Source organism: Pseudomonas sp. B424 (assembly GCF_055408345.1).
This window is the reverse complement of record NZ_JBUZTL010000001.1, coordinates 47772-72323: the sequence shown is the minus strand read 5'-3', so window position 1 is coordinate 72323 and position 24552 is coordinate 47772. Positions and strand designations below refer to the sequence as shown.

The window sequence follows — 24552 nt, the reverse complement described above, 5'->3', positions numbered from 1 at the left end:
TCGCGATAGCATCACCGCGTTACGACTGACAGACCGAGTTGCCCGCATCGCGAGCAAGCCCGCTCCCACAAAAGCGTTTTTCTAGCGCCCTAAATACACCTCAATCACCCGCTCATCCGCCTGCACCTGTTCCAGCGAGCCTTCGGCCAGCACACTGCCCTGATGCAGCACGGTCACATGGTCGGCAATCGAGCCGACAAAGCCCATGTCGTGCTCCACCACCATCAGCGAATGCTTGCCCGCCAGGCTTTTGAACAGCTCGGCGGTGAACTCGGTTTCGGCGTCGGTCATGCCCGCTACCGGCTCGTCCAGCAGCAACAGTTGCGGGTCTTGCATCAGCAGCATGCCGATCTCCAGGAACTGCTTCTGGCCATGGGACAACAGGCCCGCCGGGCGATGCGCCGAGCTGGTCAGGCGGATGGTATGCAGCACTTCGCCGATGCGGTCCTTCTGCTCGCCCGTCAGTCTGGCGCGCAGGCTGGCCCACACCGATTTGTCGGTTTTTTGCGCCAGCTCCAGGTTTTCGAACACGCTCAGGGCTTCGAACACCGTGGGCTTCTGAAACTTGCGGCCGATCCCGGACTGGGCGATCTGTACTTCGCTCATCTGGCGCAGATCGAGGGTTTCGCCGAACCAGGCCTGGCCTTCACTGGGCCGGGTTTTGCCGGTGATCACGTCCATCATCGTGGTCTTGCCCGCACCGTTGGGGCCGATGATGCAGCGCAACTCGCCCACGCCGATGTACAGGTTGAGGTTGTTCAGTGCCTTGAAACCATCAAAACTGACGCTGATGTCTTCCAGGGTCAGGATGGTGCCGTGGCGGGTATTGAGCCCCGGCTCCACGCGTTGGCCAAAGCCGATGGCATCGCGGCTGCTGCCAGCGTCTTTGTTGGGATCAAAAGCGGGCTCGAGCATAAATTCAGCGGTTGGAGTGATGCGCATCATTCGCCCCTTTTCTTCAGCAGGCCGATCACGCCTTTGGGCAGGTACAGGGTCACGACGATAAACAGCGCCCCCAGAAAGAACAGCCAGTATTCGGGGAAGGCCACGGTGAACCAGCTCTTCATGCCGTTGACCACGCCCGCGCCCAGCAACGGCCCGATCAGGGTGCCGCGCCCGCCGAGGGCGACCCATACGGCGGCTTCGATGGAGTTGGTCGGCGACATTTCACCGGGGTTGATGATGCCCACTTGCGGCACATACAAGGCCCCGGCCAAACCGCACAGCACCGCGCTCAACACCCACACAAACAGTTTGAAACCGCGCGGGTCGTAGCCGCAGAACATCAGGCGGTTTTCCGCATCGCGCAGCGCCGTCAGCACCCGGCCAAACTTGCTGCGCGCCAGGCGCCAGCCGAGGAACAGGCTGGTCACCAGCAGCAGCACGGTGGCGAAAAACAGCGCGGCACGGGTGCCCGGCTCGGTAATGCCAAACCCCAGAATGCTGCGAAAGTTGGTGAAGCCGTTGTTGCCGCCAAAGCCGGTTTCGTTGCGGAAAAACAGCAGCATCCCGGCAAAGGTCAGGGCCTGGGTCATGATCGAGAAATACACGCCCTTGATCCGCGAGCGGAAGGCGAAAAACCCGAACACCAGCGCCAGTAAGCCGGGAGCCAATACCACCAGGCACATGGCCCACCAGAAATGTTCGGTGCCGACCCAGTACCAGGGCAGTTCAGTCCACGACAAAAACGTCATAAAGGCCGGCAGTTCATCGCCCGAGGCCTGACGCATCAGGTACATGCCCATTGCATAGCCGCCCAGGGCGAAGAACAGGCCGTGCCCCAGGGACAGCAGCCCGGCGTAGCCCCAGACCAGATCCAGCGCCAGGGCGACGATGGCATAACAGAGGATTTTGCCCACCAGGGTCAGGGTGTAGGCCGAGACCTGAAACGGGCTGTCGGCGGGCAACAGCGAAAGCAGCGGCAAGGCCAGCAGAGTCAGCAGAACCAGGCCCCCGACCCATGCAGTGACAGCAGGGCCGGCCTTTTGTGTGGCAGTGAGCATCAGAGGCTGATTCATCAGTCGATCACCCGTCCCTTAAGCGCGAAGAGCCCCTGCGGACGCTTCTGGATAAACAGAATGATCAGCCCCAGGATCAGGATTTTGCCCAGTACGGCGCCGATCTGTGGTTCAAGAATCTTGTTCGCGATGCCCAGGCCCAAGGCCGCGTAGACGGTGCCGGCCAGTTGCCCGACGCCGCCGAGCACCACCACCAGGAACGAATCAATGATGTAGCCCTGGCCCAGATCCGGGCCGACGTTGCCGACCTGACTCAAGGCCACGCCGCCCAGCCCGGCAATCCCCGAGCCGAGGCCAAAGGCGAGCATGTCCACCCGCCCGGTGGGCACGCCGCAGCAGGCAGCCATGTTGCGGTTCTGGGTGACGGCCCGCACGTTGAGGCCCAGGCGGGTTTTGTTCAGCAGCAACCAGGTCAGGAACACCACGGCCAGGGCAAACACGATGATCACCAGGCGGTTGTACGGCAGCACCAGGTTGGGCAGCACGTGCAGCCCGCCCGAGAGCCAGGCCGGGTTGGCCACTTCGACGTTTTGCGCGCCGAACAGCACACGCACCAGCTGGATCAGGATCAGGCTGATGCCCCAGGTGGCGAGCAGGGTTTCCAGCGGGCGGCCGTAGAGGTGACGAATGATGGTGCGCTCCAGCACCATGCCCACGCTGGCGGTGACGACGAACGCCACCGGCAACGCCAGCAACGGGTAGAACTCGATGGCGCCCGGCGCAAAGCGCTGGAACAGCAACTGCACGCAATACGTGGAGTAGGCGCCGAGCATCAGCATCTCGCCGTGGGCCATGTTGATCACCCCGAGCAGGCCGAAGGTGATCGCCAGACCGAGGGCGGCCAGCAGCAGGATCGAACCCAGGGACAAACCGCTGAACGCCTGCCCCAGCAAGTCGCCGATCAGCAGTTTGCGGGTTACCTGGGCCAGGCTGGTTTCGGCGGCGGTGCGTACCGAGGCATCGGTTTCGATACCGGGTTGCAGCAGGGTTTCGAGGCGGGTGCGGGCCAGCGGCTCGCCCGTTTCACCCAGCAGGCGCACGGCGGCCAGACGCACGGCCGGGTCTGGATCGACCAGTTGCAGGTTGGCCAGGGCCAGGCTCAATGCGCTGCGCACATCGCTGTCGGTTTCGCCAGCCAGTTGCCGGTCGAGGAATGTGAGTTGTGCCGGTCTGGCGGATTTTTGCAGCTGTTGGGCGGCGTTCAAGCGCAGCTTTGGATCTGTGGCCAGTAATTGATGGCTGGCGAGCGCGGTGTCGATCAACCCGCGCAGGCGGTTGTTCAGGCGCAGGGTTTTGACCTGGCCGTCGACGGTGACCCGGCCTTGTTGCAGGCTGTTGATCAGTTCCACGCGGGCAGGAACAGGTTGCTCAGCCCAGCTTTCCAGCAGCCGGGCTTGCCGGGTGTTGTTGGCGGCAGCGAAGTCGCTGGCGTCATCGGCGCTGGCGGCCAGGGGCAGCAACAGCATCAATGCACAGATAAAGCGGTAAAGGGCAGTGGGCATAGTCATGGCCTTGCGCAGGTAAGCAATTCGACACGCCTGTGGGAGCGGGCTTGCTCGCGATGGCATCGATACGGTTCAACTCAAGGACCGCGTCGTCTGAATCGCGAGCAAGCCCGTTCCCACAAGGGCAAAACAAAGAGGCTCTTGATGCCTTTAGTTGCTCTTCACCGCATAGTCCGGCTTTTTGTCGTTGCCAGAAATGTAAGGGCTCCACGGCTGGGCGCGGATCGGGCCTTCGGTTTGCCACACCACGCTGAACTGACCGTCAGGCTGGATCTCGCCGATCATCACCGGCTTGTGCAGGTGGTGGTTGGTCTTGTCCATGGTCAGGGTGTAGCCCGATGGCGCGGCAAAGGTCTGGCCGGCCAGCGCTTCGCGCACCTTGTCCACATCGGTGGATTTGGCTTTTTCCGCCGCCTGGGCCCACATATGAATACCCACGTAGGTGGCTTCCATCGGGTCGTTGGTCACGGCTTTGTCGGCGCCCGGCAGGTTGTGTTTCCTGGCGTAGGCTTTCCAGTCGGCGACGAACTTGTCGTTGACCGGGTTTTCCACCGACTGGAAGTAGTTCCACGCCGCGAGGTTGCCCACCAGGGGTTTGGTGTCGATGCCGCGCAGTTCTTCTTCACCCACCGAGAACGCAATCACCGGCACGTCGGTGGCCTTGAGGCCCTGGTTTGCCAGCTCTTTATAGAACGGCACGTTGGAGTCGCCGTTGACCGTGGAGATCACAGCGGTCTTGCCGCCCGCCGAGAACTTTTTGATATTGGACACGATGGTCTGGTAATCGCTGTGACCAAAGGGGGTATAGACCTCTTCGATGTCCTTGTCGGCCACGCCTTTGGAATGCAGGAACGCCCGCAGAATCTTGTTGGTGGTGCGCGGGTACACGTAGTCGGTGCCCAGCAACACAAAGCGTTTGGCGCTGCCGCCGTCTTCGCTCATCAGGTATTCAACGGCCGGAATGGCTTGCTGGTTAGGCGCCGCGCCGGTGTAGAACACGTTGGGCGACATCTCTTCACCCTCGTATTGCACCGGGTAAAACAGCAGGCCGTTGAGCTCTTCGAACACTGGCAGCACCGATTTGCGCGACACCGAAGTCCAGCAGCCAAACACCACCGCAACCTTGTCCTGGGTCAGCAGCTGGCGGCCCTTTTCGGCGAACAGCGGCCAGTTGGACGCAGGATCGACCACCACCGCTTCCAGCATTTTGCCGTTGACCCCGCCCTTGGCGTTGATCTCGTCGATGGTCATCAGCGCCATGTCTTTGAGCGAGGTTTCGGAGATCGCCATGGTCCCGGACAGCGAATGCAAGATCCCCACCTTGATGGTTTCGGCGGCTTGCACCGTCCAGGTCAGGCCCATGGCGGCAATGGATGCTGTGAGGGTGAAAGCCTTGATCAAGCTACGACGCTTCATGGTGCGATCTCCAGGTATCTGATTTCTTAGAGGGCTGATCTGAACACTGAGAAGGACATAGCAAAGGCTGTGCCGTGATCGGCATGAGGCTCTAAAACGGGGCTTTGCGCGAACATGTGGCCTTGTGCTGCACCAGTTCGGGGCCTGAAGGGGCGGGCGGTGCGCCGAGTGCGCCGCCTTGGTGCCTGGGGGCAATTGCCGTTGTAAATAACTACCACCGGGCACCAGGCAATCAGGCGAAGGATGAGTACCGGTCTTGCACCGGTCGATCCATCCTTCAATCAGAGATAAACCGCCATGCCACTTTCAGATTTGCCCCAGCCCGGCTGGGCACCCCCGAATGTGAACGTACCCCTGCCCACCTTGAGCCCCCCGTTCCTGAGCCCTGACGATGCGGCGCGTTTTGCCCATGAGTTGATTGGCGATCATCGCGACGTTCAATACGGCGGGGCGATTTTAAAAAATAAACGGGAGCAGTATTTTGCGACGCGACCGGTGAGGGGAACCCCGTCCCTGTTCCGGCCCGAGCGCGTCATGTCGACCAACCCATTGGGCCGGTTCAGGCATCCGCCGGGGTATACCTGCGTTGCCTTTTATCATTCTCACGCCGACCTCTATGAGCAGGTTCACGCGCTCTACGAAGATTGGCCCAGCGAAGACATATTTAAGCGGGTCAATTTTTTTTCGCCTGCCGATATTTACGACATGCTGCGAATGAGCAGTTTTGCAGCGGTCAGCTACCTGTCCGGCCTCAACGGCTCACTGATCAAATACGAATGCAGCGGCTCCGATGAAGAAAAAAAGATCGCCGAGCTTCTGGCCAAAGCCAAAGATCATTCCCATGAAGCCATTGATTCGTTGATCAAGGCTGTACATATTTTGATCAGTCTGGGCACGGTCAGCGTCATTCAGTCCAACGAGCTGTGGGGTAAAAAAGTCGGGCCGCTGGATGAGACATTCAAGTTTGAGCCTGGCGTGAACTCATTGGATATAGCCCCTGTGATTGTGCAACGGCCGGCCTTCGGGCCGATTGTCGCCAGCGAAGCATTGGCCCTGGATTACGCCCGTACGCGTATTGATCGAACGGAGGAAGAACACTTCGGGGTTATCCTCAAGCACGCACAACGCAATGAATTTGTAGTGTCCGAACCGGTCACCGAACAGATGGATTTCTCCCTGAGTCGGGTGTTCGTTCGATCCGCCGACAACAAACCGGCACTGCTGGCGGGCTATGAACTCTTTGCGCTGTATGGCTGTGACGGTGAGCACCGGGACCCCACGCTGATTCCCGCAGAGCAGGCGTCACTGTTCAAGAACTTCATGCACCCGCAGTCGCTGGAAAAGGCAATCGGGGTTGCACAGCTATTGGGCAATCCGTCGCAACACAGCGCACTGCCCCTGTATATCGCTGCCCGGGACGGCGCGATACTCAAGTATGTGTCGCGCTACTCGGCGGATGAGAAAACCCTGTTTGCCGAGCTGTCCGAGGGTGAGGGCGGTGGCATGGAACTGGTCAGGAACCTGCTGGCCGATGTCGAAAAACCCCTTGCCTATATCCAGCTGCTGGCCCATGCCGGTGAATTGAGCGTTGTGCGTACCAGCGAAATCTGGAGCAGAGCCGGGCGTGTCCAGACTGACTGGCAACCCTTCCAGGGGTTTATGCGGCGCACCTTGAGCCCTTCGTTTGTCAGCGCCGACGACGCCGCGCGTTATGCCCATGAGCAAATTGCCGGGCGGGTCGATGCGGTCTACGGCGGGCTGATTTTTCAGGGGGTGGATAACCGGTTCTTCGCCACGCAACCGCTGGCGGTGCATACCGGGGTTTTCGATCCGCAGCGCGTGATTCCCCCGGAGCTGCTGTCATTTACACCGTACGGCGGGGCGGTGGTGGCGGTCTATCAGACGCACCGGCTTGAGCCTTTGCGGCTGTGGCGCTCGCCGGTTGAAGAGCAGTTGAATCGCTCGATGTTCTACCCCCATGAACTGTGTACCGCCATCAAGGAACGGGACTGGGCCGCGTCGCGCTATTTATCGACGCACGATGGCGTGTTGCTCAAGTACACACCGAGCGGGTCGGCGCTGGAAACAGCCTTGATGACCTTGATCTCGCCACCCAGAGAACACCCCGAGCAGGTTCGCAAAAACCCGGTCCAGCTCAAGTTGCGCGCCAACGCTCTCAAGCCCACCGAGTATGTGGCCCAGGTGAGCCGCGTGGGCGGGTTGCACGTTGTGGTGGGCAGTGCGTTGTGGGGCGAGCGCGGCAAAGTGACGCCGCTGTGGAAATTTGCCCAGCCTCGGCGCAAGGGGTACACGGCTAAAATCCAGCCGGCATTGAGCCCCGTTTTCACTCAGGCCCAGGATGCCATGCGCTATGCCCATGAACGGATGGGTGCGCGTGACGGTCGCCAGTTCGGGGTTATCTTGAAAAACCTGCGTGACGATGAGTACATCGCCACTGAACCGACGACGGCTAACGGCAACTCGATCCTGCTATCAGGGCTTTTCCCTATTCCATTTGGTTCGCAGGCTTACAGTCTGCCTGCCGGATTTGACTACTACGCAGTCTATATAGCGGCCCCTAAAGACCCCGTGGATCCAGTGCCAGGCAGTGTCTATGCCGATTTTGTTGCCCCCCAAGACCTTGCAGACAGTGCCGTGCTTATGAGCACTGTGCGCGATTTTTTGCCCCGGGGGTCTGCTTACCCGCAGTTGTACATCTCAACCCGCGAGGGTGCTCTGTTGAGTTATCGCGCCTCTGGCCGCAACGCGCTGCTGGATATCGAGGGGCCTTTCTCCTCTCAGCGTGCAATGTCGGCCGGTTTGATCTCCGGCAAAATCAGGCCCGTGGAGTATGTGCGGCATGTGGCGGGCGGTGGCGAGATGCAGGTGCTGCTGACGAGCAACATGTGGGCCACTGAGGGCCGCGTCACCACAGCCTGGAGACCAAACGCTTTCGAGATACCGATCGCCGGCGGCTCGCGGGCCAGGGAACTGGCCCTGGGCCCCTTGTTTAGCCATATTGATGATGCTGCGCTTTATTGCCATCGCCGCCTGCCGCACCCCCATGCGCAGGATGCCGTGGGAGCGATTTTGCGCTCGTCGCTCAAGCACCTTTATGTGGCTGTAGAGCCGTTGACCAACGGCCAGGCAATGAATGGCCGAGATCGGATTTTTTTAGATGCGCTGTTTGAGCAGGGCACCAGCAGCAATCGGTCGCTGCCTGTTTTTCCGCCCGGGTTTGCGCCCTGGGCTGTCTGTTATGCGCATCGCCCTCAGACGCCGATCTATGCGCGGCACGGCGTTAGCGAGTGGATGGATAACGTCTTTTGGCCGGCCGATATTTGCTATGTCACCAAGAGCCTGCCGCGCTTGGGCTTCTCGCTGCAAATTGCCTACGTGTCGGGCAATGATGGCGCGCTCTTGAAGTACGTTCGCCGCCAGGGCAAGGCTGAAGACGATCTGTGTGAGCGGGTGGAAGGTTCCGATTATTGGGACAACCAGTACGTCCATCAGCAATGGATCGAAACAGGGCACGAAACAGAAAACGAGTACCTCGATAAGTTGCTGCAGGCCGGTGAGCTGATAGTGGTTCAGCCCAGTGATAGCTGGCCGAAAATCAGCTGGGTGACGCCCAACTGGAAACAGGATGTGCGCTCCTGGACCGCCGGATACGGCGTAGCGGCCACTACGCCCTGGGCTCGCTCCCAGACTACGGATAAAGACGAACTCTAGAAGGAGGACGCGGCTTTGTCGCCCTGCTTTTTTATCAAGGAAGACCGTGTTATGGAACAGACTGAAGGCCGTGAAAAACGGCATGCACTGCCCAACATACAAACCTCGTTACCGACCTTGAGCCCGGCATTTGTCAGCGCCGACGACGCGGCGCGTTTTGCCCATCATTTGATCGGTGATTTCCGCTCCGTGGAGTATGGCGGCGCCATTTTGAAAGATGCCGAAGGCCGCTACTTCGCGACGCGCCCGGTGCGCGGAAAAGCCAGCTCCTTCGACCCCACGCTGGTCATGTCAACCAACAGCAGCGGCGGTTTCATCAACCCGCCGGGCTATACCTGTGTCGCCTTCTACCACTCGCACCCGGCCAACTATGACAAGTTGAAGAACCTGTTCAAACACTGGGGCACTGAAGACATCCATACGTCGATCAATGCCTTTTCGCCTGCGGACATGGTGCTCAACCGGCTGAATGCCTATTTTGCCCCCGCGCATTATTTGTCGGGGGTCAATGGTTCGCTGATCAAATTCATTTCCAGCGGCTCGCCCCAGGAAAATGCGCTTATCGAGAGAATCGCCATCGATTCCGATGCGGGCAAATTCACCTTTGCGACCATCGTCGAATATGTCCAGGCGGCGGCCAGCGTGGGCCGGTTAAGGGTGCTCCAGGCCACTGAGGTCTGGGAGGGCAATGTCGGCCCCCTGCAACCCGACTTCAAGGTTTTTTCAGCGACCCGGCTCTTGGACATCGCGCCTGTGATTGTCCAGCAGCCGGCATTCGGGCCCATCAGCGACAGCCTCGAACAGGCGGTCAAAGAAGTGCGGGCGCGGGTAAGCCAAACCAGCGAGTGCTGCTTTGGGGTGATTCTCAAGCATAGAGGCCGGCCCATTTTCGTGGCCTCTGAGCCGGTGATCGGGAGTATGGATTTTTCGCTGGCGAAGATTTTTCCGCCCAAGGACGGTACCCCGTTGCCCATGCCGGCGCAGTACGAAGTGGCAGGGCTGTATTGCAGCGATGGTTTTTACCGTGACCCCAGCCTGGTTCCTGCGCAGCAGCCTTCGCTGTACAAGCATTTTGTGGCCCCCGAGACGTTGGCTAACGGCATCAAGGCCGCACAAGCACTTGCCGCGCCTTCGCCGGGGCGGGCAGTGCCGCTCTTTATCTGCAGCAGCGACGGTGCTGTCCTGCAATACGTTTCGACCTTTTCCGGTTTCGAAAAAAATATTTCCGCGCCATTGCCTGAAGGCGAAGGCCAGGGGCTGGCGCTTGCCCGCGAGCTGCTCAGTGGCGTGACGCCAACCCTTGCCTATATCCACCTTGTTGCCAGCGCGGGCGAGTTGAGCGTGCTGCATACCAGCGATTTATGGAGCAGGGCCGGGCGGGTAACGGCGGCCTGGAAGCCTTACGCGGGGTTCAGTCGCCGGGCGTTGGGGCCTTCCTTTGTTTCTGCCGATGATGCCGCGCGCCATGCCCACGAACAAATTGCCCGTCGCGACGACAAGGTTTACGGCGGCCTGATTTATCAGCGCCTGGATACCCGCTTTGTCGCCACTGAACCCCTGGCTTGCCATAACGAGAGCTTCGACCCGACATGCGTCATGCCTCCGGAGCTGATTGCCCTCACGCCCCACGGTTGTTCGGTGGTTGCGGTGTATCACACACACCGGGTGCATCCTTTGAGGCTATGGCGAACGGAGGCTGAAGAGCAGCTGTTTCAAACCATGCTTGAACCCCATGAGTTGAATGCCGCAATCAGGGATCGGGAATGGGCACCCGTGCGCTATTTTTCGGCCCACGACGGCACGTTGCTCAAGTACACGCCAAGCGACTCGGTGCGCGAGCGTGTACTGCGTACGCAGATAGCGCCCCCTGGCAAACACCCCGAGCAGGTTCGCAAAAATCCGATCCATATGGCGATGCGGGCCAACGCCCTCAAGCCCAGGGATTACATCCGCGAGGTCGCTCAGGCGGGGGATCTGCAGGTGGTAGTTGGCAGCGCGCTCTGGGGCGCTGCAGGCCCGGTCAGGTCGGATTTTATCCCGGCTACACGGCCGGTACCCGAGGCCCAGGCGGTTCGGCAGCCGGCCCTGAGCCCTGTGTTTACCCAGTTGCAAGATGCCATGCGCTATACCCATGAACGTATGGTTTACGGGGATTTGGCTCAATACGGCTTGATCCTCGGCAACCCCCATAGCCACGAGTATGTGGCGACCCGGCCGGTGCAAGGCGGGGAATTTACCTTGAACCGATTGTTTCCCCAGGATGAGGCCAACGGCGAATTCAAGTTGCCCCCGGGGTTCAGGTTTCAGGCGGTGTATGTGGCTGCACCCAAAATGGCACCTCAAGTGGAGGGCATGCACACCCGCAGGATCTATGAAGCGTTTGTCTCGCCGGTGGACATGGCCCGGGGGCTGGCGCTCAGTGACAGCATCAAGGGGCAGAACGGATTGATCCCCCCGGCGGGGCCGCTTTACCTGTCTACCAGCGACGGGGCGTTATTGCGCTACCTGGACAGTTCGGCAGCGATACAGTTGTCTGCCGGGGTGTTCAAGGGCATGGGTCAGGACCTGCTCAATCAACTCACAGACCTTAAATTGACGCCGTTGGACTACGTGCGCAGGGTGGCGATGGCGGGTGATTTGCAAGTGATCACGACCAATCCGGTGTGGGTTAGCCCGGGGCGCGTATCGCCAGCCTGGCGGCCCTTTGGGATGGAGGTGCCACGTGAGGCCGGCAGGAGTTTTCGTTTGTTCGCCATGAGCCCGGTATTCAGCCACCCCGACGATGCTGCGCGCTATGAGCATCGGCACTTCAAGCGTGCGCAGACCCTTAATGTGATGGGCGGTGTTTTACGCCACCCCGACTACGACACCTGCGTAGCGCTGCACCCGGTGGAAAACGGTGAGCCGGTCAATGTGGCGCAGATGATTCTTAAAACCCATTTGTCGATACCGAACGTGATAGCCCCCAGGGCAATTTTGCCGACCGGCTATGCCATGAAAAGCCTGCATTTTTCCCGTGATATGAGCGGGCAGTCGGCACTCAGCCCCGTCGAAACCCGCCTGCTTAAAAACATGTTTTGGCCCGTGGATATTTGCTACGCCACGCGCACGCTTCACCGGCAACTGGACGACGCAAGTTTTGATTATCTGTACCTCTCAACCGAGGACGGCGCGCTGTTGAAGTACACGCGGGGAACCAAAACGGCCAATGACCGGCTGTGTGAATACGTCAGTGGCGCCAGTTTCACCTATGAGCGTTACTTCATTGAAAACAGCACCCCCACCCGCACACAGGCCAGGCCCGGCGAGACGCTGGCCACGGTGCTCAACGCGGGCACGTTGCAGGTTTTGGAGCCGAGCCCCAGTTGGCCGCGCACAGGTGCGGTCAACACGCACTTCACGGTCACGACGCAACCGCCGTCGTTTGACGATGAAGGGCCGACCCCCGGTACGCCGGTGGCGCAGCTAAAGGTCGGGCCCGTGCGCGACGAACTCTAAGCACGTGTGCGCCACCCAAGGCGCACGCGACGTTAACTAAATATGACCTTTTGCAATCGCCCTTATTGATGATGATCAGGCGCATCACCGTTGCGCTGATCGCTTGTGCGGATACGGCGATCACCGTCATGAATAAGGAAGTTTGAAATGACCACTTTGTTAAACCAGCGCGCCGAACGCGCTGCTACCGGCTCGACTGTTGCACTGCCTGGCTTGAGCCCGGCGTTTGCCTATGCCGATGATGCGGCGCGATACGTCCATGAGTTGATCGGCGACCGGCGTGATGTTGAATATGGCGGCGTAGTGCTCAGGCGCCCCGATGGGCAGTTTTTTGCGACGTTGCCGGTGAAAGGGGATGAGGCAGGGTTTAATTTCGAGGCGGTGTTATCGACCGATTCGCGGGGCGATGTACAGCACCCCGCGGGGTATCACTGCGTGGCTTTTTATCACTCTCATCCCAACACCTTTAACACCCTGCGGGCGTGGATAACGTCGTGGTCCACTGAAGCGATTCAAACCATGAACAGCTTTTTTTCACCGCCCGATTTTATTCATATCGTCAGGCAGCGCGCGTTCGCTCCTGCCACTTACTTGTCGGGCCTTAACGGGTCGCTGATTAAATACGTGGCCAGTGGCTCCAGTGATGAGCAGGCATTGGCCGTGCGGTTTCGCCAGGAGACCCAAGCCGAATTCGATCAGTCCAAAACGGTGCTGGATTTCATTCTGCCCATGGCCCGGGCCGGCGAACTCAGTGTGCTTCAAAGCAGTGAAATATGGGGGGGCAAGGTCGGCAAACTAGGCCCCGAGTTCAAGGTCTACTCGGCGGCGTCCCCGGTTTATGGCCCGGGTAAAGTGTTAAAGCAACCGGCCTGCAGCCCGATATTTACCAGCCTGAACGCCGCCGCCAAATTTGCCCGCCGCCGCGTTTACGAGCAGCCCGAGCAGCAGTATGGCTATCTGCTCAAGTTCCGGGGCAAGGAGCAGTACCTGGCCACCGAACCGCTGTGCGGTGCCCAAGTGCCTTTTGCGCCGGACAACATATTCCCCAAAAATGCCGGCGGCGCCATCGTGATTCCAGGCGATCTGGATATCGTGGCCCAGTACTACTGCGACGCGCTGTATCGCGACCCGCAGGAGCTGCCTGCCGAACAGGCCCAGGTGTTCAAGAACTTCATTGATCCGGACGCGATGGCAGGCGGCATCCGCTTTTCCCGGGCGCTGCGCTTTGGCCAGGCAATACCGCCGCTGGCGTTGTACATCGCCTCACGCGATGGTGCGTTGCTGGAATATCTACCCTCGAATGCCGAGGCCGAGGAGCCCTATACTCGCGTATTGAGCCCGGCCGAAGGGATCGGCCTGGAGATCAAGCGCGATATTCTGGACGGCCATGTCAGGGCCACGGAGTACATTCGCGGCTTCGCCGCAATGGGCCAGTTGAATGTGTTGCACCCCAGTGATGCCTGGGGCCCGGCGGGGCGGGTAACGTCCAGTTGGCAGGCTTATTCGCGTCTTCAGAGGCGGATGCTGAGCCCTTCATTTATCAGTGCCGATGATGCCGCGCGTTATGCGCACCGAAAAATGCGCCGTTACCTGGCATCGGGCAGGGTGTATGGCGGCCTTGTTTACCAGCGCCTGGACAATCGCTTTGTCGTCACCGAGCCGTTGCCGGGGCGCAATGAAACCTTTGACCCCCACAGCGTCATACCGGGCGAGCGCATCGAACTCACACCGCACGGTTGCAGTGTGGTTGCGGTTTACCATTCTCATCGCCCTGCGCCTTCGCATCACAGCGCCCCCGGTGATGAACAGCAGCTGTACCGCAACATGCTTGAACCCCATGAGGTGTATGGGGCTATCAAGCACCATGACTGGGCCCCGGCCCGGTATTTGTCGACGCCCGATGGCGCGCTGATCAAGTACGTGCCGAGCGGGTCGGTGCTTGAAAAAAAGCTGCTTTCCCGTGTGGCGCCGCCCATCGAACACCCCGGGCAGGCTCGGCAAAATACCCTGCAGTCAAGGCTGCGCGCCAATCTTCTGAGACCTACTGAGTACGTGGCGCAGATCGTGCGCACCGGGGAGTTGCATGTGGTTGTGGGCAGTGCCTTGTGGGGCATGCCCGGCAAGGTCACCACGGTATGGAAGCCTTCACGGGTAACCGCGCCGCTGTTGCAGGCCACTGAACAGCCGATGTTCAGCCCCGTGTTTACCCAGGCCGAAGATGCCATGCGCTATGCCCAGCACCACTTGGGCGAGCGCACACAGCGCCAGTTCGGCGTGATTCTGAAATGTACCCACAGCGAAGAGTATGTCGCGACCTTGCCGATCGAGGGGGGCGCGTTTTCACTGGATAGACTGTTCCCCCGGGCCCGGGGGGCGAGCAAAAACACCCTGCCAGCCGAGTTTGACTACCATGCGGTGTACCTCGGGGCGCGCAAGGTGCCTTTTACCCTCACCTATCAGGATGTCAAAAACTTCTCGGTGTTAGAGGCTTTTGCCTTTCCCGCAGACATCCATGATGCCTTGCAGCTCATCAGCACTGTCCATCAACAACAGCCAGCGATCGCTGTCAGCCAGCCAGTGCTTTACATCGCCAGCCATGAGGATGTGTTGTTGAGCTACGTGCCGACCCAACTGAGCGCCGAGCTGAGCACGGGGGTCTTTCGGGAATCAGGCCATCCCATGCATGTGAGTATCATGAGCGGCAGATTTTCGCCGATTGCGTATGTGCGTCAGGTGGCCGCCAGCGGCCAATTGATCGTAGTGGCGCCCAGCGCACTCTGGAATATGACCGGCCTGGTTCCGGAAAACTGGCGGCCCAGGGTTGCGGCAAATTCATTGCCAGCCTCGGCCGATACCCACAGGCGCTTTGCGTTGGGCCCGGTGTTCAGCCATGCCGATGACGCCGCCCGTTATGCGCATCTGAACATCGAACGCCCGCATCGGTCCGGTCGTGTGGTGGGGATCTTGTCCAGGTCGGCCTACAACACTTTTGTAGTCGTGGAGCCGAGCGTGGGCACGGAGCTGGCCAATGCCCCTGAAACCTTTTTGTTTACCCACAAGCATGTTGACGGCCAGTTGCACCCCATCCCTGTATTTCCTGCGGAGTATTCGGTGGCCAGCCTGCATTTTTCCCGGGATGTCAGGGCGCTGTCGGCGCAGAGCCCGGTCGAAACCAATCTGCTCAAGAACATGTTCTGGCCCGTCGATATTTGCTACGCCACGCGCACCCTGGAGCGCGTAGGGACGGGGTTTGACTTTATTTACCTGTCAACCAATGACGGTGCGCTGTTGCGGTACTGGCGCGGTAATAAAACGGCCAACGATCGCCTGTGCGAATACGTCAGTGGCGCGAATTACACCTACGAAGGCTACTTTGCCGAAAATAGCCAGCCCACCCGAAAAGCCGGCGCCAGACCCAGCGATATATTGGCCCAGGTACTCAACTCAGGCGGGCTGCGCGTGCTGCTCGAGAGCAAGACCTGGCTTGAGCGGGGAGTTGTCGCCAGCGACTTTACGATTCGTACCGACGCCATTGCCGATGAGTTCGATTGGGATGCTCCCGACCAAGCGCAAGCGCCCGCCCCCCCGCCAACCGGTGGCCCGCTTGACCCCTGGCACGACGAGCTTTAACGCTTGCGCATCAGGCCAATAAAAAACAGGCCGCCAATGGCTGCCGTGGCGACGCCAATGGGCAAGTCCTCGGGAGCAATCAGTGTGCGGGCGGCCACATCGACCCACACCAGGAACACACTGCCCAGCAACGCCGATACCGGCAGCAACCGCCGGTGTTCAGCCCCCACCAGGCGGCGGGCGATGTGGGGGATCATCAGGCCAACAAAGCCAATCGAACCGCTGATGGCCACCAGCACGCCGGTCATCAGCGAGGCGATCAAAAATACCCGCAGCCGTACATTGCGCGCATTCAGGCCCAGGGTCACGGCGGTCTGCTCGCCCGCCATCAGCGCGTTAAGCGGGCGGGCCATGCCCAGCAACAGGACCAGTCCCAGCAGGACGCTGGCACTGGGGATCGCCAGCAGTTCCCAGCGCGCCAGCCCCAGGCCGCCGAGCATCCAGAACAGCACGGCGGAGCTGGCGCGATGGTCGCCCAGAAACAGCAGGGTGTTGGCCACGGCCATCATCACAAAGGACACCGCTACCCCGCACAGCAGCAGGCGGTCACTGTCCAGTCGACCATGACGGCTGGCGATGGCCAGTACCAGCAGCATGCTCAGCAAGGCGCCGATAAATGCAGCGATGGGCAGGGTCAGCAGGCCGACGATTTCGCCCACGTGCAACACCACGATCACCGCGCCCAGGGTGGCGCCGCTGGTGACGCCGAGCAAGTGCGGGTCGGCCAGCGGGTTGCGGGTCACGGCTTGCAGCACCGCGCCGATGAGGGCCAGTCCGGCTCCGACCAGGGCCCCGAGCAGCATGCGCGGCACGCGGATCAGCCACACGATATGTTCCTGGCCTGCGCTCCAGCTCACCTCGCCAATGCCAAACAGCTTGTTCAGCAAAATGTGCCACACCACGTCCACCGGCACCCGCGCCGGGCCAAAGCCCAGCGACACCACGCACGACACCAGCAGCAGTGCGCCGAGGCCGATCAGTAACAAGGCGTAGCGACGGGCAATCATTGTGGGTGGAACCCTTGGGCCATGGTTTCGATGGCCAGAACGTTGTCGATGCCCGGCGTGGCCTGCACGTAGGGGATGACGATAAAGCGCTTGTTGCGGATCGCGTCCACCGATTGCAGCGCCGGACTGGTTTCAAGGAAGCGCTGTTTTTGCTCGGCCGTGACTTCGCTGTAGTCGACGATCACGATGACCTGCGGGTTGCGCTCGACCACGGTCTCCCAGTTGATGCGGGTCCAGCTGGCGTCGATGTCGCCGAGAATGTCGTTGCCGCCTGCGGCTTCGATCAGGGCGTGGGGGATGCCCAGTTTGCCCGACGTCATGGCGCGATCTTCGCCGCTGTCATACAAAAAAACCCGTGGGCGTGCGGCGGGCAGGGTCTTTTGAACGTCGGCGATTTTTTGCTGCATTTGCGCGATCAATGCCGTGGCGCGGTCTTGCACGTCGAAGATTTTGCCCAGGTTGCGCAGGTCGTTGTAGGTGTCCTCCATGCTGGCCGCAGGGCGCTTCATCACGAACGCGCAGGACTCGGTCAGCTCGTACACGTTGATGCCCAGCGGGGTCAGGGTTTGCGGCGTGAGGTCGCCGCCCACGCGCATGCCGTAATCCCAGCCGGCGAAGAAGAAGTCGACGTCGGCGTTGAGCAGGGTTTCAACCGAGGGGTATTTGCTCGCCAGTTCCGGCAGTCCGTCGAGGATGGCTTTCATTTCGGGCGTCACCGCCTTCCAGCCACTGATGCCGCTGTAGCCGACCATGTGCGGCTTGAGGCCCAGGGCGAGCATCATCTGGGTCATGTTGATGTCGTGGCTGACCGCGTGCCTGGGCGCCTGGTTGAAGGTCACGTCGCGGTTGCAGCTCTTGATCGTCAGTGGGTACTGCGTGGCGTCAGCCAGGGCCAGCTGGGAGCCGAACAGGACGCTGAGGCAGAGGGCGAGGCGGATCAGGTTCATGGTTGGGTTATCCAGGTAATGCGTGGGTAGCCGGACAGCGGATGGTCGTCGATCAATGCCGCGACCCCGAATACATCGCGCAGCAGCTCGACGGTCAGCACCTCGCGCGGGGTGCCGCTGGCGATGATCCTGCCGTGGTCGATCACGTACAGCCGGTCGCAGAAGGCGGCGGCCAGATTGAGGTCGTGGATGCTGGCCAGGGTGCCGATCTTCAGGCGCTTGACCAGTTGCAGCAACTCCAGCTGATAGCGCGGGTCGAGGTGGTTGGTCGGCTCGTCGAGAATCAGCAGGTCGGGTTGCTGGGTCAGGGCGCGGGCCAGGATCACCCGCTGTTTTTCGCCCCCCGAGAGGGTGGCGAAGGCGTGGTCTTCAAAGCCGTGCAGGCCGACGGACTGGAGAGCGTTTCTGGCCAGTTGGCGGTCGGTTTCGGTGTCGCCGTCGAACAGGCCTTTGTGCGGAGTACGGCCCATGGCGACCACTTCGTCGACGGTCAGGCCAAAGGCGTCGGGGAACTCCTGCAACACCACGGCGATGCGCCGGGCGCACCAGCGCGGCGATTGTTGCCAGAGGTTATGGGCGTCGAGGTGGACCTCGCCCGACTCTGGTTTGCTGAAGCGATAGGCACAGCGCAGCAGGCTGGTTTTACCGCTGCCGTTAGGCCCGATCAGCCCCACGAATTCACCTGCGGCCACATGCAGGTTGGCATCACGCAGCTGGAACTGGTGATGACAGTGGCCGTGGCCCAGAGGGGTCCAGGCGAGTTGAGTGAGGGTGAGGCGGGTCATAAAAATCCGGTGCGTTTCTATTGCGTGGGAGCGGGCTTGCTCGCGATGGCATCGCCGCAGTCTGTCTGACAGACCGCGCCGTCTGCATCGCGAGCAAGCCCGCTCCCACAGGGTTAAAAGGCGTAATCAGCGGTCACGAAAAACGATCGCGGCTCGCCCATGATCCATTGCTGGCCGCCATTGTATTGGCTTACGGCGTACTGGCGGTTGAACAAATTGTTCAGGCGCAGCCCCAGGGTGGTTTTTGGCAGGGCTTTCCAGCTCACGGTGGCGTCGACCACGGTGTAGCTCGGCACCTCGACGCTGTTGGCAATGTCGGCATACCGCGAGTCGACATAGCGCACACCGGCGCCGGCATTCACGTCATCGGTAACGGCCTTGCTCAGCCACAGGTTGGCAGTGCGGCGCGGGACGTCGGTGGGGCGGTTGCCTTTGCGTGACACGCCTTCGTCATCGAACTTGTCGTACTGCGCACGCACGATGGCCGCGTTGGCCTGGAGCTGCCAGCGGTTGGGCAGTTGCAGGTCCAGGCTGGTTTCCAGGCCGCTGGAGGACTGCTCGCCCACTTGCAGCGAGTTGCCCGCAATGTTCGGGTCGGGCGTCAACAGATCCTTTTTGACGATGTGATACGCCGCCAGGGTCCACTCGCCGCGCTGGTCCCAGAACACCTGCTTGAAGCCGATTTCGGTCTGGCGGGCGCGGGCCAGGTCAAAGCCCTGCTCGCCCGGGTACAGGCTGATCAGACCGGCCACACCGTCGACGCTGGTGGCCTGCTGGGCATAGATCGACATGTCCGGCGTCAGCTCATACACCAGCCCGACTTTCCAGCTGTTGGCCGACAGGCTGCGGTCGCTGCGACTGTCTTTGATCAAGTCATCGCGATCCAGGTGCACGATGTCACGGCGTACTCCCGTCACCAGCGACAGCTGATCGGTCAGCTCGGTACGGTTTTCGGCAAACAGCGACACCTGCTGGGTCGTGGTCTTGAACTGGTCGAGGTACGGCGATTTACTTTCGAATTGACCGCGATCCGGGTGGTACATGTCGATCGGCTGACCTTTTGTATTCACATTGGTATACGGCGAATTGCTGTGCAGGTTGAAGTGGATACGGTTGTAGTCCGCGCCCACCAGGGTTTTGCTTTTGAGGCCGAACAGATCGTGGTTGAGGGTAAAGGTCTGGCGGTCGCCGACCTGTTCCTGCTCATGCTTGATGCTGAAGTAGCCACTGCGCAGCAGGGTTTGGCGCTCCTCATTCCACCCGTGGCGCTCGGCGTTCTGCCAACGGCGCTGGGCCTTGAGGTAATAAAGCTCGTTGCTGGCAACCAGATCGTCGCTGATCTGCCATTCGGTGTTCAGGCGCGTCCACTGGTCGTTGTAATGCAGCTTGGCATCACGCACGTTGTAGTTCTTGTCCCGCAGGCTCTTGTGATAACGGCCATTGATCAGCGGTACGCCAAAGTCGTTTTGTGGCTCCTGGTCGCCATAGTCGTGGCTCAGGGTGAACGCCAGGTCGTCATTGGCCTGCCAGCGCAGGGCGGCACTGATGAAGGTGTTTTCGGAGTCGCCGTGGTCGATCCAGCCGTTGCTTTGAAGGTGGTTGATATTCAACCGGTAGCTCAGGGTATCGGTCAGCGAACCGCCGCTGTCCAGCGCCTGCTGTTGCGAGTCGTAGGAGCCCGCGCCCACGCGGATATGGTTTTCGATCTCGCCGCTGAACGGTTTTTTCGGGATCACGTTGATCACCGCACCGGTAGCGCCTTCGCCATACAGTACCGAGGCCGGGCCGCGCAGCACGTCGATGCGCTCCACCGCCCAGTCGTCCACCGGGAAGGTCACGGTGCCCGCGCCGCTGTACATGCGAATGCCGTCGTAAAGCTGCATCACCGAGCCTTCGCCCACAAAGCCACGGGCCGAGTAGGCCACGCCGCCGTTGCCCGGCGAACCCGTGAAGCTGATGCCGGTGGTACGGGTCACGGCGCTCTGGACGCTGCGGTCACCCCGTGCGCGAATTTGCGCACCGGTCAGGCTTTCAACGCTGGCCGGAGTTTCAAGGCTGTTGAGGTTTAACCGCGAGCCGGCACTGGTGGCGGTCTTGAGGTCAATGCTTTGGTCATCGACTTCAGGGGCCGTAATGCTCGAAGTCGACAACATCAGGGAGGGGGCTGTGTCATCCGCGTGTGCGCTGTTTATCGCCAACAGACAGAGGCTGGACCAAAGGTACTTATTCATCGGGACAGTGAGTCGCTTTTTCTGGAGGTGAACCCGCTGCCTCCTGGCGGCGGGTCTTGGAGCTTAAATAGATTGTTATACAGTAACAACTATTTTGTGCCTGATACTGGCGCGCCAGTATAGTGAAGGCTCTGGAATGCGCATCTCGGATGACTAATGTTGGTTATGAGCGCAGCTCATGTCGCTGTTTTGAGCGGAAGATCATCAGCATGCGGTCAAGTATCCACACGGCAATCAGAGATGCGCCCACCAGCGGAAACACGATTGCCAGCGCGAGGATGATCACCACGCCGGTCTTCCAGGCCGGCAAGTCGTGGCGCAACGGCGGGACTCCCAGACGACCCTGCGGGCGACGTTTCCACCAGATCACCAGGCCGCTGACCGAGCTGAGCAGGATCATCAGGCACACCACCAAAATCGCAATCTGGTTCAGGGTGCCGAAGAGTTTGCCCTCGTGCAGCATCACGCTCATTTCGGTGGCGCGGGCGACGTTGCCGTAATGTTGCCAGCGCACATCGGCCAGTACCTGGCCGGTGTATTGGTCGACATGCAGGGTGGCGTCGTTACGCGGGTCGTCGGCGAACACGGCAATGGTGAACACACCTTCTGCGGTGGTGGGCAGGGTGATGCTGTAGCCGGGCTCGACCTTGCGCGCGGTGGCCGTTTCAACCACTTGTTGCAGGCTGATACCGGGTGCGGCGGGGCCTGCCGAAGTTGCGGCGTGGCCCATGTGCTCGGCGTGGGCACCGGAGACCGGCATCGGGGTGTTTTCCATCGCCCAGGGCACGGTCTGGCGAGCGGCGGTGTTGAGGCTGCGGGCCTCCTGGTCGGACTTGGGGACGTTGTTCCACATCGCCGCCGGGAACTGGTTCCACAGGTCGGCGTATTGCTTGCCCCAAAAGCCGGTCCAGGTCATGCCGCTGAGCAACATGAACAGCAACAGGGCCGCGCCCCAGAAACCGGTCACGGCGTGCAGGTCGCGCCACAACACGCGGCCCCGGCGAGTAAAGCGCGGCCACAAAACCCCGGCTGCGGATTGCCCCCGTGGCCACCACAGGTACAGGCCGGAAACCACCAGCACCACGCCCCAGCCGGCGGCCAGTTCTACCAGCCGGTCGCCGAGGGTGCCGATCATCAGCTCGCCATGCAGCGCCCGGGCTATGGCTTGCAGGTTGAGCTTGGCGTCTTGTTCGCCTCGCACTGCACCGGTGTACGGGTTGATAAACACGTTGAGTTCGCGTCCGCCATTGCTGACCACAAATTGAGCGGTGCGCTCGGGGTTGGTCGGCGGCAGGTACTGGCTGACCTGGCCCTGCGGGTAAGTGAGTTGCACGCGTTTGAGCAGCTCGTCGGCGCTGAGGCTGTGATGGCCCGGTTTGACGCTGAGCAGGTGGTCGTACATCAAGGGATCAAGCTGGGGTTTGAACAGGTAAATGATGCCGGTCAGTGCCAGCAGAATCATGAACGGGGCGACAAACAGCCCGGCATAGAAGTGCCAGCGCCAGGCCAGGTTGTAAAAAGACGGTGTTGGTCGGCTCATGTGAGCGGCTCCGCAAGGCAAATTAAGGGTGTTTGAGCTCCCTGCTCATTATGTGTGGGAGCCTGGCTTGCCAGCGATGCAGGCGGCGCGGTGCTTATGAAACGCCGTGTCGATGCAATCGCTGGCAAGCCAGCTCCCACAAGGATGTGATGTTGTTTTTAGAAGCTCACATCCACCTTGGTCCACAGCGTGCGGCCCGGTTCGTTGATCGGGGTCGGGTCGTTGGCCGGGTAGCCGTAACCGGCGTTGCCCGCCATGTTCAGGTGCTCGCTGTAGTTTTTATCCAGCAGGTTGTCGACCCCGGCGCTGACTTTGAGGTTTTTGTTGATGCGGTACGCGCCATTGAGCGAGAACACGCCAAAACCGGCGCTCTTGTCGTAGTCCTTGCCCACCACGTTGCCCGCGTTGCGGTCGATGCGCCCCTGAGGTGCAACCACGCGCCACAAGGCCCCGGTGCTCCAGTGATCTTCGCTGTAGGTCAGGCCCAGGCGGGTGTCCAGCGGCGGCATTTGCGGCAGGGCCTTGCCGTCGGTGGTGTTTTTGCCCCAGGCATAGGCCAGGGTCGCGTCGGCTTTCCAGTTGGACGTCAGTTGATAGGCCGCGCCCAATTCACCGCCCATGACCCGGGCGTTGATGTTCTGAGCCTGGGACGTGCCCCTGGTGTAGTCGAACAGGATGTAGTCGCGGATTTCACCGGCGTACACCGAGGCCCAGGCTTCCAGAGCTTCGGTTTTGTATTGCAGGCCCATGTCGAGCTGAGTGGTTTTTTCGGGCTTGATTGCATCGAACGCATTGACCGAACCGGCAGGGCCTGCGCTTGGGGAAAACAGCTCCCAGTAATCCGGGAATCGCTGCACGTGGCCCAGGCCTGCATACACCGTGGTCGGGCTGTTGGCCAAATCATGCTCGTAGCGCACAAAACCGCTGGGCAGGGTGTCGGCGCGGGTTTTGTCCAGCGTGGGGTTGGGCCGGCTCATCATTCCCGAGCCGATGCGGGCGCGGTAGTCCTTGGCTGACGCGCGGTCCAGGCGGGCGCCGGTGATCACCCGATCACGTTCGGCGGCGTACCAGGTCAGTTCGCCAAAAGCGCCGTAGTTGTGGAAGTCGGCGTCTTTGCTCCAGTTCTGGTCCTGGTAGGTGTTGATGCCCATGCCCATGCGTTTACGGTGTTCGTTGGTCTGGGCATCGATGCCGCTGATCAACTGGTAATCGGCCCAGCGCCAGGTGGCCTTGATCCGCGCGCCGAGGGTACGGCGGTCGACATTGCTTGCCATCGGCCCGGCCATCATGCCGGTGCCTGACGGGGTGCGCAGGCTGTAGTTGTCCATCACGTGGTCGGCGTAGTTGTAGTAGACCTGGGCTTCGATCGTGTCGAGGACGTCGCCGATATTGGATCTTTCAAAACGCAGGCCCAGGCTTTCACGCTTGTACTGGCTGCCGTCCATGCCGCGTCCGGCGGAGCGTGCTTCGCCATCGCCCTTGCCGGCGGTGAGTTCGAGCAGGGTGTCTGCATCCGGGGTCCAGCCCAGGGCGACATCACCGTTCCATTTGTCGTAACGCGACGGCACGGTGTCGCCATTGCCGTCCTTGTAGTCGTCGGAGCGGGCGGTGTTGCCGATCACCCGCACGTAGCCCAGTGGCCCGCCGGCGGCGGCGTCGACGGTCTTGTCGAAGCGGCCATTGGAGCCCGCCAGCAGGCTGGCGTTGACCCGGGTACCCAGTTCGCCGAAATGTTCGGGTTCGCGTTCAAAAAGGATCGTGCCTGCGGAGGCTCCCGGGCCCCAGAGCACGGTTTGCGGGCCTTTGATCACGGTGAGCTTGTCGTAGGTTTCGGGCGAGATATAGGACGTGGGCGCATCCATGCGGCCAGGGCAGGCGCCGAGCATCATGCCGCCGTTGGTGAGGATGTTGAGCCGCGAGCCAAACATGCCGCGCAGTACCGGGTCGCCATTGGTGCCGCCGTTACGGATCAGGGCAAAGCCGGGGATGGTCTTGAGGTAGTCGCCACCGTCACTGGCGGGCACCGGCTGGCGCGGGTCCTTGGGGTTGGTGACGACGGTCAGCGGTGAGCTGGGGGCGACGGCGGTAATCACCAGCGGGCTGATTTCATGGGCATGCCCGGCATGCTCATCGGCCTGCGCGGCAGGGGCCAGCAATGCACAGCACAGCGCGCTGAGGGCAAAAGGGAAGACCGTTTGGGCGTGAGGCAAACGGGAGGCAGCAATCAAGCGGGACATAAGCAT

Annotated in this window: 13 protein-coding genes; 3 read left to right on the top strand and 10 right to left on the bottom strand. The window is 61.0% G+C overall.

Going from position 1 to position 24552, the window contains the following annotated elements; translation table 11 throughout:
- Positions 1-81: 81 nt before the first annotated feature.
- From urtD to urtA, 4 genes are all read right to left on the bottom strand, one after another.
- A complete protein-coding gene (gene urtD / locus ACZRMS_RS00230; protein WP_463993609.1) occupies positions 82-942 on the bottom strand; it encodes an urea ABC transporter ATP-binding protein UrtD in 861 nt (286 codons plus the stop codon).
- Positions 942-2018, bottom strand: a complete 1077-nt coding sequence (gene urtC, locus ACZRMS_RS00225; RefSeq protein WP_463993608.1) for an urea ABC transporter permease subunit UrtC — start codon at positions 2016-2018, stop codon at positions 942-944. The genes urtD and urtC overlap by 1 nt, the downstream gene beginning before the upstream one ends.
- A complete protein-coding gene (gene urtB / locus ACZRMS_RS00220) occupies positions 2018-3520 on the bottom strand; it encodes an urea ABC transporter permease subunit UrtB (RefSeq protein ID WP_463993607.1) in 1503 nt (500 codons plus the stop codon). The genes urtC and urtB overlap by 1 nt, the downstream gene beginning before the upstream one ends.
- A gap of 153 nt (positions 3521-3673) precedes the next feature.
- Positions 3674-4939, bottom strand: coding sequence for an urea ABC transporter substrate-binding protein (urtA, locus tag ACZRMS_RS00215; protein ID WP_463993606.1), 1266 nt, complete (start codon positions 4937-4939; stop codon positions 3674-3676).
- A gap of 297 nt (positions 4940-5236) precedes the next feature.
- Between urtA and ACZRMS_RS00210 the strand changes: the two genes are divergently transcribed.
- The 3 genes from ACZRMS_RS00210 (at position 5237) to ACZRMS_RS00200 (ending at position 15799) form a co-directional block, all read left to right on the top strand.
- The gene (locus tag ACZRMS_RS00210) at positions 5237-8671 is read left to right on the top strand and encodes a DUF4329 domain-containing protein (RefSeq protein WP_463993605.1); all 3435 of its coding nucleotides are present in this window, start codon (positions 5237-5239) and stop codon (positions 8669-8671) included.
- A gap of 51 nt (positions 8672-8722) precedes the next feature.
- Entirely contained in the window at positions 8723-12169 is a 3447-nt protein-coding gene (locus tag ACZRMS_RS00205) for a DUF4329 domain-containing protein (protein WP_463993604.1), read from the top strand.
- Positions 12170-12316: 147 nt separating this feature from the next.
- Positions 12317-15799, top strand: a complete 3483-nt coding sequence (locus ACZRMS_RS00200) for a DUF4329 domain-containing protein (RefSeq protein WP_463993603.1) — start codon at positions 12317-12319, stop codon at positions 15797-15799.
- On the opposite strand, the gene ACZRMS_RS00195 is transcribed toward ACZRMS_RS00200, so the two are convergent.
- The 6 genes from ACZRMS_RS00195 to ACZRMS_RS00170 all read right to left on the bottom strand — a co-directional run bounded on the left by ACZRMS_RS00195 (position 15796) and on the right by ACZRMS_RS00170 (position 24546).
- Complete coding sequence (locus ACZRMS_RS00195) at positions 15796-16806, bottom strand: FecCD family ABC transporter permease (protein WP_463993602.1); 1011 nt, start codon at positions 16804-16806, stop codon at positions 15796-15798. The genes ACZRMS_RS00200 and ACZRMS_RS00195 overlap by 4 nt on opposite strands.
- Positions 16803-17753: an ABC transporter substrate-binding protein gene (locus tag ACZRMS_RS00190; protein WP_463993601.1), complete on the bottom strand. Its 951-nt coding sequence runs from the start codon at positions 17751-17753 to the stop codon at positions 16803-16805. The genes ACZRMS_RS00195 and ACZRMS_RS00190 overlap by 4 nt, the downstream gene beginning before the upstream one ends.
- Positions 17750-18538, bottom strand: a complete 789-nt coding sequence (locus ACZRMS_RS00185; protein ID WP_463993600.1) for an ABC transporter ATP-binding protein — start codon at positions 18536-18538, stop codon at positions 17750-17752. Before ACZRMS_RS00185 ends, ACZRMS_RS00190 begins: the two co-directional genes overlap by 4 nt.
- A 113-nt stretch (positions 18539-18651) precedes the next feature.
- The gene (locus tag ACZRMS_RS00180) at positions 18652-20769 is read right to left on the bottom strand and encodes a TonB-dependent receptor (RefSeq protein ID WP_463993599.1); all 2118 of its coding nucleotides are present in this window, start codon (positions 20767-20769) and stop codon (positions 18652-18654) included.
- Positions 20770-20932: 163 nt separating this feature from the next.
- Positions 20933-22309, bottom strand: coding sequence for a PepSY-associated TM helix domain-containing protein (locus tag ACZRMS_RS00175; RefSeq protein WP_463993598.1), 1377 nt, complete (start codon positions 22307-22309; stop codon positions 20933-20935).
- Positions 22310-22467: 158 nt separating this feature from the next.
- Positions 22468-24546, bottom strand: coding sequence for a TonB-dependent copper receptor (locus tag ACZRMS_RS00170; protein ID WP_463993597.1), 2079 nt, complete (start codon positions 24544-24546; stop codon positions 22468-22470).
- Positions 24547-24552 lie beyond the last annotated feature (6 nt).